The organism is Nocardia sp. NPDC023733, assembly GCF_040639775.1.
GTDB classification, from domain to species: Bacteria; Actinomycetota; Actinomycetes; order Mycobacteriales; family Mycobacteriaceae; genus Nocardia; species Nocardia rosealba.
On record NZ_JBFAAN010000001.1, the window covers coordinates 1,991,616 to 2,004,983 of the forward strand.

Annotated in this window: 14 protein-coding genes and 1 pseudogene; 7 read left to right on the forward strand and 8 right to left on the reverse strand. The window is 66.5% G+C overall.

Going from position 1 to position 13,368, the window contains the following annotated elements; all coding sequences use genetic code 11:
• Positions 1-7: 7 nt before the first annotated feature.
• Together AB0F86_RS09215 and AB0F86_RS09220 are read right to left on the reverse strand one after the other, a co-directional pair.
• On the reverse strand, positions 8-466 hold the full coding sequence (locus AB0F86_RS09215) for an Rrf2 family transcriptional regulator (protein ID WP_356983143.1): 459 nt from the start codon (positions 464-466) through the stop codon (positions 8-10).
• Between the two features lie 265 nt (positions 467-731).
• Positions 732-2,318 (reverse strand): DHA2 family efflux MFS transporter permease subunit, encoded by a 1,587-nt coding sequence (locus tag AB0F86_RS09220; protein WP_356983145.1) that lies wholly within the window; start codon positions 2,316-2,318, stop codon positions 732-734.
• An 84-nt stretch (positions 2,319-2,402) separates the two neighbouring features.
• Here AB0F86_RS09220 and AB0F86_RS09225 point away from each other — a divergent pair, with 84 nt between their 5' ends.
• Positions 2,403-2,873, forward strand: a complete 471-nt coding sequence (locus AB0F86_RS09225; RefSeq protein ID WP_181698904.1) for a MarR family transcriptional regulator — start codon at positions 2,403-2,405, stop codon at positions 2,871-2,873.
• Between the two features lie 64 nt (positions 2,874-2,937).
• Here AB0F86_RS09225 and AB0F86_RS09230 read toward each other — a convergent pair whose 3' ends face one another.
• The gene (locus tag AB0F86_RS09230; protein ID WP_356983147.1) at positions 2,938-3,417 is read right to left on the reverse strand and encodes a MarR family transcriptional regulator; all 480 of its coding nucleotides are present in this window, start codon (positions 3,415-3,417) and stop codon (positions 2,938-2,940) included.
• Positions 3,418-3,518: 101 nt separating this feature from the next.
• Here AB0F86_RS09230 and AB0F86_RS09235 point away from each other — a divergent pair, with 101 nt between their 5' ends.
• Complete coding sequence (locus AB0F86_RS09235) at positions 3,519-3,944, forward strand: Rid family hydrolase (RefSeq protein WP_356983148.1); 426 nt, start codon at positions 3,519-3,521, stop codon at positions 3,942-3,944.
• A gap of 135 nt (positions 3,945-4,079) precedes the next feature.
• Here AB0F86_RS09235 and AB0F86_RS09240 read toward each other — a convergent pair whose 3' ends face one another.
• Positions 4,080-4,472 (reverse strand): MerR family transcriptional regulator, encoded by a 393-nt coding sequence (locus AB0F86_RS09240; protein WP_220139517.1) that lies wholly within the window; start codon positions 4,470-4,472, stop codon positions 4,080-4,082.
• Positions 4,473-4,519: 47 nt separating this feature from the next.
• Between AB0F86_RS09240 and AB0F86_RS09245 the strand changes: the two genes are divergently transcribed.
• Entirely contained in the window at positions 4,520-5,608 is a 1,089-nt protein-coding gene (locus tag AB0F86_RS09245; RefSeq protein ID WP_356983150.1) for an alkene reductase, read from the forward strand.
• Positions 5,609-5,692: 84 nt separating this feature from the next.
• On the opposite strand, the gene AB0F86_RS09250 is transcribed toward AB0F86_RS09245, so the two are convergent.
• From AB0F86_RS09250 to AB0F86_RS09260, 3 genes are all read right to left on the reverse strand, one after another.
• A complete protein-coding gene (locus tag AB0F86_RS09250) occupies positions 5,693-6,358 on the reverse strand; it encodes an STAS domain-containing protein (protein WP_356983152.1) in 666 nt (221 codons plus the stop codon).
• 117 nt (positions 6,359-6,475) lie between these two features.
• Positions 6,476-8,068, reverse strand: a complete 1,593-nt coding sequence (locus AB0F86_RS09255; protein ID WP_356983153.1) for an MFS transporter — start codon at positions 8,066-8,068, stop codon at positions 6,476-6,478.
• A 131-nt stretch (positions 8,069-8,199) separates the two neighbouring features.
• The gene (locus AB0F86_RS09260) at positions 8,200-9,213 is read right to left on the reverse strand and encodes an NAD(P)/FAD-dependent oxidoreductase (RefSeq protein WP_356983759.1); all 1,014 of its coding nucleotides are present in this window, start codon (positions 9,211-9,213) and stop codon (positions 8,200-8,202) included.
• A gap of 92 nt (positions 9,214-9,305) precedes the next feature.
• On the opposite strand from AB0F86_RS09260, the gene AB0F86_RS09265 reads away from it, so the two are divergent.
• The gene (locus tag AB0F86_RS09265; protein WP_225279615.1) at positions 9,306-9,917 is read left to right on the forward strand and encodes an XRE family transcriptional regulator; all 612 of its coding nucleotides are present in this window, start codon (positions 9,306-9,308) and stop codon (positions 9,915-9,917) included.
• A gap of 335 nt (positions 9,918-10,252) precedes the next feature.
• On the opposite strand, the gene AB0F86_RS09270 is transcribed toward AB0F86_RS09265, so the two are convergent.
• Positions 10,253-11,167, reverse strand: a complete 915-nt coding sequence (locus tag AB0F86_RS09270) for a helix-turn-helix transcriptional regulator (RefSeq protein WP_356983154.1) — start codon at positions 11,165-11,167, stop codon at positions 10,253-10,255.
• 162 nt (positions 11,168-11,329) lie between these two features.
• Between AB0F86_RS09270 and AB0F86_RS09275 the strand changes: the two genes are divergently transcribed.
• From AB0F86_RS09275 to AB0F86_RS09285, 3 genes and pseudogenes are all read left to right on the forward strand, one after another.
• Positions 11,330-12,580: an MFS transporter gene (locus tag AB0F86_RS09275; protein WP_356983156.1), complete on the forward strand. Its 1,251-nt coding sequence runs from the start codon at positions 11,330-11,332 to the stop codon at positions 12,578-12,580.
• 5 nt (positions 12,581-12,585) lie between these two features.
• Positions 12,586-13,125 carry a cyclophilin-like fold protein gene (locus tag AB0F86_RS09280; RefSeq protein ID WP_356983158.1) on the forward strand — a complete coding sequence of 180 codons (540 nt, stop codon included), beginning with the start codon at positions 12,586-12,588 and terminating at the stop codon, positions 13,123-13,125.
• A gap of 31 nt (positions 13,126-13,156) precedes the next feature.
• Positions 13,157-13,348: pseudogene (locus tag AB0F86_RS09285) on the forward strand (SDR family NAD(P)-dependent oxidoreductase); the annotation flags it as partial.
• Between the last annotated feature and the right edge of the window lie 20 nt (positions 13,349-13,368).

Consider the following 13,368-nt stretch of genomic DNA (forward strand, 5'->3'; position numbering starts at 1 on the left):
AACTAACTCAGGTCAGCGCGTCGATGGTGCGGTCTCGCACGTCCGGCCCAGTTTCTTCGGCTAGGTCGCCGATGGTCTGCTCGGCCAGGGCGGACCGGTACGACAGCTCAGCGCGAGACATGGCGCGCGCGATGGCGCACCGTCCTGAACGGGGACCGATTGTGCCGGACCGGCCGTCGAGACGAATTTCCTCGCAGCGAAACGCGGGCTCGCGCCCCTCGACAGCCGCTACGACATCCATGAGAGTGATCGACGACGCGGACCGTGCGAGCGTGAATCCGCCGGCCTGACCACGAACCGCCTCGACGATCCCGTCCGACACCAGGCTTCGCAGGGTCTTCTGCAGGTATGCCGGTGGCAGACCGAAGAATTCGGCGAGCCGAGAAGACGTCACGGGCGCGCCGTCGAGCCAGTGCAGCACCAAGCAGCAGTGAAGGGCGGCCTCGACTCCCTTACCCATTCTCATAGTGGATACAAAATATCCACTATGGCCGGATCGGTCAACACCTCCGACAGACCCGAAAGTCGCCGGAACGGTCATCCGACGAACATCCGTGCAGATCTTGCACCCTCGAAGTGTGTCGACTCCTCTTCTCGGATATGAGGATTCGAGTCATGACCACTTTCGATGGGCTGACGAAGTGCTCCGGCTCGAGAACCTACTCGTCGACAGGTGACGGATGCAGCATGGCGGCCACGGGAGACCCCGTGGCCGCCATGCCGTGTGGGAACTATTGTGTCGCCGCTAGTTTCGCGGGTTTGACGAAGGCGGTTGTCGCCAGGGCGAGAACGAGAAGCCCGGCGCACAGGTAGCTCGCCACTTCGATCCCTGCCGCCATGGCCGCACGAGCTGCTTCCGCGACGGGGAGCGTCTCGGGGTTCTCGGCGAGGGCTGGAATCACCGAGCCCGCGCTGTCGGTGACGGTGGACGACAGCTGGTCGACCTCGGGTTCGGGCATCCCCTCGTCGGTCAGGCGGTCGCCCAGGTCGGCGCCGAGGGTGCTGAAATACAGTGTGGTGAGGACGGCGATGCCGAGTGCCGATCCGAGTTCGCGTGCGGCGCTCTGAATTCCCGAGCCCTGTCCCGCGCTTTCGCCGGGCACGTCGGCGAGCACCACATTGGTGACCTGGGCGGTCGCGAAGCCGACGCCGACGCCGTAGACGAACAGGGCGAGCGCGATCGACCACCAACTGCTGTCCGCCGCGGCGAACACACCGAGCATCGCCAAGCCGAGCGCTTCGAGGAGCAGACCGATCCGCACCTGCCCCAAGGCCGAAACCGACGCTGTCAGTGAGAAACTCGCACCACTGGCGACGAAACTGCCGATCGCCAACGGCACCAACGCGAGTCCGGCCTGGAACGCGGTGTAGTCGAGGGCGAACTGCATCCACAGGGGCAGCACCGCGATGATCCCGAACTCGCCGAGCCCCACGATCAGCGTCACCACATTGCCCTTGCGGAACGAATCGATGGAGAACAACCGCACATCCACCAGGGGATCGCCACCGGCGCGGCCGAGCATCGCCTGTCTGCGCCAGAACAACCCGAGCGCGAGTGCGGCGGCGATGAACGCAACGAGAACCGGCGAAGGCCCACTGCGCCAAACGAATTCACCGACCTGCATCGGTTCGGTCACCATCAGCCAGCCGTAGCGTCGCCCCTCGATCGTGGCGAAGGAGAGCAGGCCGAGGCCGAGTGCGGACTGGGCGGCCCCGAGCCAATCGACACGACCGGTGGTGGTCGCGGCGGCGGGCAGGTAGACCAGCACGGCGACCATGATCAGCGCGACCGCGGGGATGTTGATGCCGAAGGCCCAGCGCCACGAGAAGTCGGCGAGCCACCCCCCGAGCAACGGGCCTACCGCCGCGGCCGCGCCGATCGTGGATCCCCAGATCGCGAAGGCCTGCCCGCGAGCCTTGCCGGTGAACGCCGCGTTCACCAGGGCGAGGGAGGTCGGCAGGATCATCGCCCCGCCGACGCCCTGGAGGAAGCGGGCCGCGATCAGCAGGGCGCCGTTCGGGGCGAGCGCGGCGAGCAGACTGGTGGCGCCGAACACGACCAACCCGATCAGGAACAACTTGCGCGCGCCGTAGAGATCACTCAGTCGACCGGCGACCAAGAGCAGTGCCGCGAAAACGATCGCGTACGACTCCTGGATCCACTGGGCCTGGATCGAGGTGATCCCCAAGTCGTCGACGATCGGCGCCAGGATCACGTTCACGATCGTCAGGTCGACCACGATCAGGGCGACGCCGAGCGAGACGGCGATCAACCCCAACCACAGGCGCAGTGATGGAGTCTCGGTTTCTGTCCGCACTATACCTCCGCCATAAAGTTACTTTATGATGAAGGTAAATGTTGGGCGGTAAGTTGTCAATCGAGCGGTCGACGAGAGGACGAGATGGTGGAGCAGACATCCGATGTCGCGATGCGACGGCAGCGGCTCGCCGCGGGCCTCCTCGACTACGGCGCGAGCTTCACCGAGCTGGGCCGACGGTTCGCCGAAACCCTCGGCGTGCACTCCACCGACGCCTTCGCACTGATGGAGATCGCGGCCGCCGAACAGGCCGCCGAGCCGCTGTCGCCCGCGCTGTTGAGCAAGCGGGTCACGCTGACGTCGGGCGCGATGACGACTCTGTTGAACCGACTGGAACAGGCCGGATACATCACCCGCAGCCGCGAGCACACCGATCGGCGGGTCGTGACACTGCGGTGCAGCGAGCACGCGCGACGGCTGGCCGAGGAGTTCTTCCACTCGGTCAATACCGAGCAGGACGCGATCCTGGCCGAGTACGAACCCGCCCAGCTCGCGGAGTTCGAGCGGTTGCTCGGGAGGTTGCGCGGGGCGATGGACAGGGAGGGCGCCCCGTAGTCGGGACGCCCTCTGGTGTCAGGCCGCGCGTACCTCGCGACGGTTCCGACAGCCGGAACAACCGTCAGCCGAGGCCGTCTGGAACGATGCGCAGCTTGTGCGCGATGCGGGCGAGGGCTTTTTGGTCTGCCGCGTTGAGCGAGTCGAGGACGATGCGGCGCACCGACTGCAGGTGTGTAGGTGCTGCCAGACGCACGACGTCGAAGCCGAAGTCGGTGAGTTCGGCGAGGGTGTAGCGGCCGTCGGTCGGGTCGGGTGTTCGGACGATCCACCCGCGCTGCTCACAGCGCTTGGTGACGTTGGACAGGCGCGAGAGCGATCCACTGGCGAGGACAGCCAGTTCCCCCATGCGCAGCTTGCGTTCCGGCGCCTCGGAGAGGTGACTGAGCACGAGGTATTCGAACAGTGTGAGGTCGTGCTCCGCCCGCAGCGGCGACTCCAGCTTGCCCGGCAGCAGCAGCACCAGGGAGATCAATCCGGTCCACGCAGCCTTCTCCTGCTCGTCGAGCCAGCGGCCTTCTCCGTCGTTCTCGTCGTCGCTCATACACATCTCCAAATGACTTCAAGTTTGAAATATTAACGCCCTGCGGTTAGTTTATGCGTGAAGTCATACATCGGGGAACTCCCTCCACAGGAATGAGCATCATGAGCACTGTCAGTTTCGGCATCACTCCGGGCTCCGGCGAGAAGCTGCACCAAGCACTCGGCTACAGCAGTGCGGTTCGCGTCGGCGACCGGGTCGAGACATCCGGCCAGGCGGGAGTGGATGACGACCTGGTGATCCCCGACGCACTCGAAGACGAGATCGTCCAGGCCTTCGACAACGTGGAACGCACGCTCGCCACGGTCGGCGCCACCTGGAAGGACGTCATCCACGTCAACTCCTACCACAAGGTCGAACCCGGAAACGACGCCATCGGCGACGATCACAACAGGGTGATGGCCGAGCAGTTCCGTCAGCGCCTCGGCGGTCGCGCGCCGATCTGGACCGAGACCGGAGTGACGGTGCTCGGCCTGTCCGCCATGCGCGTGGAGATCCGAGTTACCGCCATCGTCGGTTCCGGGAACTGAACGACACGATCAGTAGCCGGTAGTACCGAGCCGGCGGAGCGCCAGCTGGATCCCGCGTAACCGCCTGCTCGTCACCAAGCATCCGAACCATCCGACGGGAACTGCTGGTTCGGGGTCGGCACACCGGAGGTCGTGTCAGCCGACGTCGACCGAGTCGACCAATGTCTCGCGATGGCGGCGGTTGGTCATGACGACCGCGTCCAGGGCGTCACGCGCTTGGAGCAATTCCGTGATCTGTGCGTCGAGGCGTGCACGTTCCTCCAGCAAGCGCGCCCAGGTCTCGTCGGACTGCTCCGCACTGGGAGAATCGACGCACGGGAGCAGCTCGGCGATGGTGCGGCTCGACAGCCCCGCGGCATACAGACGCCGCAGCAAACGGACCCGTTCCACAGCACCGTCGCGATAGGTCCGTTGACCACTGGGACTACGCGAACTGACCAGCAGTCCCTGTTCCTCGTAGTAGCGCAGCGAGCGGACACTCACACCTGCTTGTTCTGCCAGCTCACCGATCCGCACTGTGACCTCCATCGCAAACCCTTGCCCCTGACGTCAATGGTAGGTCTTACCGTCGAGGCATGACAAACCAGACAGCACTGTTCGACCCCTATGACCTTGCAGGACTTCGTCTTCCGAACCGGATCGCGATGGCACCCATGTCCCGCGTGCGATCCAACGCCGCCGGTTTGGCGACAGCGTCGATGGCCACGTACTACGCACAGCGTGCGAGCGCGGGGCTGATCATCTCCGAAGGCATCCAGCCCAGCATCATCGGCCAGTCCAACCCGTCGACACCCGGGCTCCACACCGACGAGCAGGTCGAGTCCTGGCGACACGTCACCTCGGCAATCCATGCCAACGGCGGGCGAATCTACGCGCAGATCATGCACGGTGGCCGCATCAGCCACCCGGACACTACCGGCCACCAGCCGGTCGGCCCCTCCGCTGTCGCCGCGCGGGACGCTATGGTCTTCACCCCGACCGGCCCGCAACCGGCTCCGGTGCCCCGCGCGCTCGAGACTGCCGAAGTCGCTGCCGAGGCCCGCTCGTACGCGACTGCGGCGAGCAGGGCGATCGAGGCAGGTTTCGACGGCGTCGAGTTGCACGGCGCCAACGGATACCTGATCGGGCAATTCCTCTCCAGCAACGCCAACCAGCGAACCGACCGATACGGCGGCTCGATCACCGGCCGGATCCGCTTCGCCGTCGAGGCGGTCGAAGCCGCCGTAGCCGCGATCGGCGGCAACCGGGTCGGCATTCGACTCAGCCCCGGCGCGGGAATCTGGGACGCGATCGAGGAAGACGTCCCCCAGCTTTACAGCGCGCTCCTGGCCGAGCTCGCCCGAAACGACCTGGCTTACGTGCACCTGGAGGCAACTACCGACGAGGAGGTCCTGGTCGGGCTCCGCCGAGAATGGCCCGGCACCATGATCGTCAACCCCTCGAACCCCATGGGCGCCACCCCTACCGACCGCAAGGCAGCCGACCACTGGCTCGACCTCGGTGCAGACCTGATCAGCTTCGGACGGGCGTTCCTGGCCAACCCCGACCTGGTCGAGCGCCTGCGGGCCGACCTGCCCCTCGATGAGGCCGACGAAGCCACGTATTACACCGGCGGCGACAAGGGGTACATCGATTACTCCACCTACCGGCACCACATGGGATGAGTCGGCACTTGTGCGCGAAGCCCTCCGATCACCGTCGCAGCGGACCGAGTCCGCCGAACGAAGGCGGCGTCAAAGATATTTGCCCTAGGCGTCACTGGACTCGCCCACGGCGCCGATGACGGCTTCGGCTCCCGCCAACAGAAGATCGGAATGAGCCGCAGTCAACGCACCGAGCAGGTCGGGGTACACCGGTAGCATTTCGGCCAAGCCGGTGACCGCCATGACTCGACCCGTCACCGCGTACGGTCTCGCCTCGACCACGCTGATCGCTACACCACGCCGACAGCCTTGCCGGGCCAGTTCTGCCAGCGTGAAGATCGTGCGAAGGGAGAGGAAATCGACCTTGGTGAGGTCGATGATCAGGTGCCGGCCGCCATCCATCGCGGTCGTGCCGAGCGCCGATTCCAGCACCCACTGCCACCGGGTGAGTGTGTAAGCGTCGACGATGCCGCGCACATGCAGGATCGAGGCCCGGCCGTAGGGCTCGAACTCGGCGAGAAGGAGTCGAGTCGGGTCGGGCTGCTCGAGTGTGGCGGTGTTCGTCCAGTGCCGGGTTCGGCGAGTGGTGTTCATCGAGTACTTCCATTCCTCGGCACCTGCAGACCAGTTGTCCTCCCCCGAATCCGAGCTACTCACATGAGCGGTCGGCTGAGCCCATTCCAACACAGGGTTCGATGACCTCGACTTATCGTGATCTACCTGTTGTCGTCGATGACCAAACAGCGTGCCTCCACAGACGTCGAAGGCCATTCTCGAAGAGTCCACCGGATTCGATATTCAGGCCGTCTGGGGCAGCTATTCGATCGGCACCACGCTGTGGGTGCGCGATTCCTGATCTGATCAGCGACGTTCGCGCACCCACCGCCGCTATCGGGTGGCGACGGGCTCGACCATCTCGGCGTCGTCTTCCCTCGCGGGATCCTGGCTCTTCGGGCCGCGGAGGGCGACGTAGACGAACAGAACGCCCATGACGGCGACGCTTGCCCACATGGCCTGCTGCCAACCTGCGACGAAGGACTGCTGGGCGGCGTGGACCAGGTCTTGTGCGTGCGAGCCTGCGCTGTCCGCTGTCTCGATGGCGTTGGCGATGCCTTCGCGCGCGGTGTCGGCGGTGTCTTGCGGGATGCCGTCGAGCTTGTTGCCGATGGTGTTGCGGTAGCCGGTCGCGACGAGCGCGCCGAGCAGGGCGACACCGAGTGCGGTGCCGAACTCTCGGGTGACATCGTTGAGTGCGGAAGCGACGCCCTGCTTCTCGCATGGCAGGGAGCTGGTGATCGCTTCGGTGGAGGGTGTCATCGACAGCCCCATACCGATGCCCATGGCGACCATGCCGGGCAGGACGGACAGGTAGCCACCGTCGACGGAGACGATCGCGGCCAGAAGCGCAAGACCGGCGCCGGTCAGCAGAATGCCTGTGGCCATAGTCGCTCGGGCGCCGATACGTGCGGCCAGCAGTGGAGCGAGTCCGGAGGTCGCCATCATCATCACGGCCATCGGCATCATCGCCACCGTGGACAACAGTCCCGACCAGCCGAGCACGGCCTGGAAGAACGGGAACAGGACCACCCCGATACCCGCCTGCACACCGAAGACCACCAACAGCGTGAGTGAGCCGCCGGCCAAGCCGGGCTCACGGAACAGTCGCACGTCCAGCAGCGATGCGTCCCGGCGGTGCAGCTCCCAGCCCACGAAACCGACGGTGGCGAGGAAACCGACAATAAGGCTGATCAGTATCGCGGGCGCGGTCCAGCCGCGCTCCGGTCCCTCCTGCAGGACGAAGATGAGCCCGACCACCGCGACGGTCGATACCAACGCGCCGACGATGTCGAAGGAGTGAGCGGCCCGCTCGCGGGAGTTGGGAACCGACTTCAGCGTCATGGCCAGGGCTACGACGACCAGGACCACGGGCAGGGCGAACAGCCAGCGCCAGTCCGCGACGTCGATGAGGAGGGCGGAGAGGAACATGCCGAGGATACCGCCGCCGCCGGCGACACCTGTCCACACACCGATCGCCTTTCCGCGCTGCTCTTCGGGGAAGGTGGAGGTGATGACAGCAAGAGTGATGGGCATGATCATCGCCGCGCCGATGCCGCTTGCCACCCGTGCCGACAGCATGACCGCAACCGACGGGGCCAGCGCCGCCGCGACATTCGAGGTGCCGAAGATGACCAGCCCGGTAAGCAGCATGGGCTTGCGGCCCAGGCGATCACCGATAGCACCCAGCGGCAGCAGTAGCGCGGCCAAGGCGAGTGTGTAGATATTGATGATCCACAGCACTGCGTTCTGGGAGGCGCTGAACTCGACGGCCATATGAGTCTGGGCGACGTTCAGACCGGAAACCGAAGCGATGACGGCCATCAGCGCGATCGAGACGGCGATCAGGATCGTGCGCAGCTCACGCGCATCCGGAACACCCCCGCCGCCGTCGGCGGCCGCCACCTGTGAAAGCTGGTTGGTCATGGATTCCTCTCGAAAATGGGCATGGAGAATCAGCGCCGGAGCATGGCCGGTCGTTGAGTGAACGGAGGTGGGAGGCCCGGCGACTACGCGCGCTGCTCAGTGCGGGCAGAGGGCCAGCGCGGGTTCGGGCATCAGGGGGTGGTGTTTTCGCCCTGCGCTGCGGCCAGCGCCGCGTCGGTATCGGCAGCGGCCAAGAGGGCGTTGATATGGGCGCCGGCAAGGGCGCCGGCTGCGGCCGAGGCACCCACCTGGGCGCTCAGGTCCGTGGCGTTGCCGGCGACCCACACGCCTGGCACCTCGGTGGTGCCCGCCATGCCGGAGGCAAAGCGGCGACCCATGTTGTCGGGCAGGTCTTCCATCGGCAGCCTCAGCCCATCCAGCCCCTCGGTACGAGCCTGCATGTACGTGGCGACCGCGAGGACACGGCGAGCGATGAGCTGTCCGTCGGCCAAACGCACACCCGCGAGCGTGCCGTCCTCGGCAGCAACGATCTGGTCCACCTGGGTGTCGATGACGCGGATGCCTCGGGCGGCGAAACGCGCGCGGGTGTCCTCATCCACCTCGGTGCCGCTAGCGAAATAGATCAAATCGTCGGTCAACTGACGGAACAGCAACGCGTGGTGGATCGAATTGTGGCCGCTGGCGAGGACACCGATCGGCTCATCGCGCACCTCCCAACCGTGGCAATACGGGCAGTGCACCACAGCGTGCCCCCAATGCCGCGCCAAGCCGGGCACATCGGGCAACACATCGCGCAGACCGGTGGCCACCAGCACACGGCGTGCTGTCAGGGTGCGGCCGTCAACGAGAGTGACGGTGAAACGCAGGTCTCCCTCGACCGATGAGTCCGCAGGCTCGGCGGAGGTCACCGCACCGACGACGACCCGGCCACCGTAGTCGCGGACCTGTTCCCGGCCCCGCTCGAGAAGTTCGGTGGGCGGCATGCCATCCAGCCCGATGAAGCCACGTACGGCCTCGGCGGGCGCGTTGCGGGGACTGCCGCTGTCGATCACGACAACCGAGCGGCGGGAACGGGCGAGCATCAGCGCACCGTTCAAACCCGCAGCTCCCCCGCCGATCACCACGACGTCGACGGTCTCGTCGGGCAGTGTGTCGGTCGCGTACACGGGAATCGGCTCAGCCATATCCTCATAGCCCTTCGTGAGTAGCCCAGCCGTTCTGGACACCTGTCGGCGACCATAACCCCGTCTTGCATCACTGGCATACAATCTTGCCTATGACGCAAACAGATGGCGAGTTGGACAGCCTCGTACGCAAACGCATCCGAGCCCTACGCGTGGCACAAGGCTGGTCCCTGGAGGAGCTGGCAACCCGTGCTCATGTCAGTCAGTCCACCCTCTCGCGCATCGAGAACGGTCAACGCCGCCTCGCGCTCGATCAGCTGGTCACTCTCGCTCGCGCTCTGGACACATCCCTGGACCAGCTGGTGGAGACCGCCGCCGACGATGTCGTCGTCAGCCCGATGATCGACGCGGCGCACGGGCTGATGCGCTGGCCGATGAAGGGCGAGCCCGGCATGAGCGTCGTGCGCCAGCGGATGACCGAACCGCCACCGGACAACCCCGCACGCATGCGCGCACACCCCGGCCGGGAGTGGCTCGTCGTCCTGTCCGGTACCGCGATCCTCATGTTGGGCCACCGACGCTTCCGCGTCGAGACGAACCAGGCCGCCGAGTTCCCCACCATGCTCCCGCACGCCATCGGCGCCGAGGGCGGCCCGTGCGAAATCTTGGGCATCTTCGACCGCGACGCCCAACGCGGCCACCGGCGCGACAACAGCAGCGTGCCTGCCGAATGCGACTACATGTCGGATGGCGCCTGCACGTGACCCGCCGCCGCCATGTCTAGTGAATCAGCTACTGGCACAACCTGTTTCAACATCAGGTGGCGTTTAGTCCCATGTCGCGATGCCCGTTCGGCAGGAGGTCCCGTTCCGTACGAGGATCACGGGATGACTGACCTGCGATGCGAAGATGTCCCGCTGAGATGCAGGTCTGGATCGACGTGCAGAGAAAGCACTTCACTACTGCAGATCTCGAACCGGCGGCCCGGTCGAACCGTCAGCAGACAAATGGCAGGGAAACCGGGGCGACACCGGATTCCAGCACGGATCGGTATCGCCACGACCCTGCCACCGCCTCGACCTGCGCAGCGCTGGTATTCCTAGTCACCCACGTTGAGGGCTGGGTCCGTGTGTGCTGGTGGGTGGATGTTGGTGGCGGCCCATGCGCCGAGTAGTGCCATCGCGTCGGCTGAGGGGGTGGCTGGTTGCACGGTGTAGAAGGTGAGGACCAGGCCGGGGTCGGCGGGCAGGGGCATGGTTTCGTAGTCGATGGCGATGTCGCCGACGACGGGGTGGTGGAAGTTCTTGGTTCCGGTGTAGTGCAGGCGCACATTGTGTTTGGCCCAGCGGGTGCGGAATTCCTCGCTGCGGGTGGACAGTTCGCCGACCAGGTCGGAGATGCCACGGTCGTAGGGGTCGCGTCCGGCGTCGGTGCGCAGCAGGTTGACCGAGCTGTCGGCCATGTGGTCCCAGTCGGGGTAGAAGTCGTGGGCGCGGGGGTCCAGGAAGCAGAACCGGACGAAGTTCACCGGTTTGGCGACCTCGGGTGCGAGAGGGTCGGGGTAGAGCGGGCTGTAGAAGGCGTAGCCGAGCCGGTTGGCCGCGACGAGGTCGTGGCGGGCGTTGCGGACGAACGCGGGCCCGTGATAGCTGTCGAGCAGGGCCTGCACGCCGGGCCGAACCGCTTTGGCGGCGCGGCGGGGGCGTCGTTGTGGGCTGATCAGGGCGTTGCGGTGCAGGTCGAACAGATGTGAGCGTTCGGCGTCGTCGAGTTCGAGGGCGCGGGCGATGGCGTCGATGACCGATTCGGAGACGCTGTTGACCTTGCCGCGTTCGATCTGGGTGTAGTAGTCGACCGAGAGTCCGGCCAGGGTGGCGACCTCTTGGCGGCGAAGGCCCGGGACGCGGCGTTTGGCGGCGTCGTAGACCGGCAGCCCGACCTGGTCGGGGGTGATCTTGGCGCGGCGTGAGGCCAGGAACTGGCCGATCTCGGCGGCTCGGTGGCTCGACTCCATGGGTTCGAGGCTAGGCCGCCTGCCTGCGTGTTTGCCAGGTGCCGCCAAGAGGGGTGCTGCCAGCACCCCCCTGATCCTCACCTCCCACAACCCCTGTTCAGGGCGTTGCATGGATTGCGGAGCCACCAGCTCCAGCGATTCCTTCGACATCGATGAGGTGAGATGAGCACGTCGCGGATCGACCGGCCCGAGACTCGATTGCCGGTACTGGTGTATGTGCTGGCCGCCGGGATCTTCCTGATGGGCACGACCGAGTTCATGATCGCCGGTCTCCTGCCGGATGTGGCCGCCGACCTCGGTGTCGACATCGCCCGAGCAGGACTGTTGGTGACCGCATTCGCGATCGGCATGATCCTGGGCCCGCCGGTGATGGCGATGGCCACGCTACGGCTTCCCGCTCGGGCCACTCTGATCGGTGCGCTGGCGGTCTTCGCCGCCGGGCACGTAGTGGCCGCGTTGAGTGACTCGTTCACCGTCGTCACGGTCTCGCGGGTGGTGACGGCGCTGGCGACCGGCACGTTCTGGGCGACCGGTGCTGTGGTCGCGGCGGCGATCGCCGGGCCGGGTGCGAGCGCTCGGGCGCTGGCGGTGATGTCGGGCGGGTTGAGCCTGGCTGTTGTCGCGGGCGTGCCGCTGGGTACCTTCGCCGGACAGTTCACCGGCTGGCGCGGCCCGTTCTGGATACTGGCCGCCCTGGCAGTACCCGCCATCGCCGCCGTGCTGCGCTTCACCCCACCCTCGGTCAGCAGCGATGAAAACCCGGTGTCGGCGCGTGCCGAAATGACCGCGGTCCGGCCGTGGCGCGTGTGGGCGGTACTGGCCGCGATCACTCTGGCCCAAGCCGGGTTCCTGGGCGCCTACAGCTTCATCAGCCCGCTGCTGACCGACCGCGCCGCAATACCGAGCACGCTCATCCCTTTGGTCCTGGTCGGGTTCGGCATCGGCGCTCTCGCCGGAACCGCCCTAGGTGGCCGGGTCGGTGACCGGTGGCCATTGGGCACCATCGCCATCGCGATCACGGCCACCTCGATCCTGCTGCTCGTCCTCGCCGCCACCGCCGCCCATTCGACGATCGTCGTCGCCGTAGTCGTCGTGCTCGGCGCCACGGGCCTGGGCGCGAACCCGGTCCTGATCGCCCAGACCATGCGTTTCGCCGGGGCGGGTTCGCGGCTGGCCTCATCGCTGGCCACCGCGGCGTTCAACCTCGGCACCGCCGCCGGGTCCGCGCTGGCCGCGACCACCTTGTCCACCGCGCTCGGCCTCACCGGACCCGCCGTGCTCGGCGCCTTCCTCTCCGCCACCGCCCTGATTCCGATCGCGGTCCTTGCCTGCACCCGCCGCCGCAGGGAGGACGACAACACACCGACGCGACCCGGCCACCGGCCCGAGCCCGTCCTGACCGGAGTGAGCTGAGAGCCATGGCCAGCTCGAACAGACCCCAACGGAGAACCCGCGCGCGAGCGCTCGCCACCCTGATCGCGCTGACCACCACCACCACGGCGGCGGTGACGGTCGCGGCCTGCACCGCCGCCCCATCCGCACCGGCACCGAGCACTTCGACCACCGAGCAGACAACGACGTCACCGGCACAGGAGGACACCTATATGCAGATCCGGCTCAGCAACGCGGCCGGCGAGGTCACCGCCCGCCTCTACGACAATCCCACCGCCCGCGACTTCGCGTCCCTGCTGCCGCTGACCCTGACCGTCCACGACCTCGGCGGCCGGGAGAAGGCCGCCACTCTGCCCCGCGAACTCGCCGACGGACGAGGCCGATCCGATTACCGCGCAGGACAACTCGGCTACTGGGCACCCAGCCACGACCTGGCCGTCTACTACTTCGAAGACGGCTTCCGCATTCCCTCGCCCGGGATCGTGATGATCGGCGAGATCGAGACCGACCTGGCAGCGATCACCGCCGAATCCGCCGGGACCACCCTCACCATCACCGCCGCCTGACCACCGACCCGAAAGGACTCGCCAATTCGCCCAGATGCGTGAACAGGGCTCCGGAGTGATCGTGCACTGCTCCTCACTCGGCGGGCTGGTCGGACTACCTGGACGCGCGGCCAACCACGGCGTCATCGACCTGACTCGTTCAGCCGCAATGGAATACGCCCCACGCGGTATCCGCATCAACGCCATCTGCCCCGGCACCACCGAAACCCCTACCGCCCGCTGATCCAAAACCGAGAGGACATC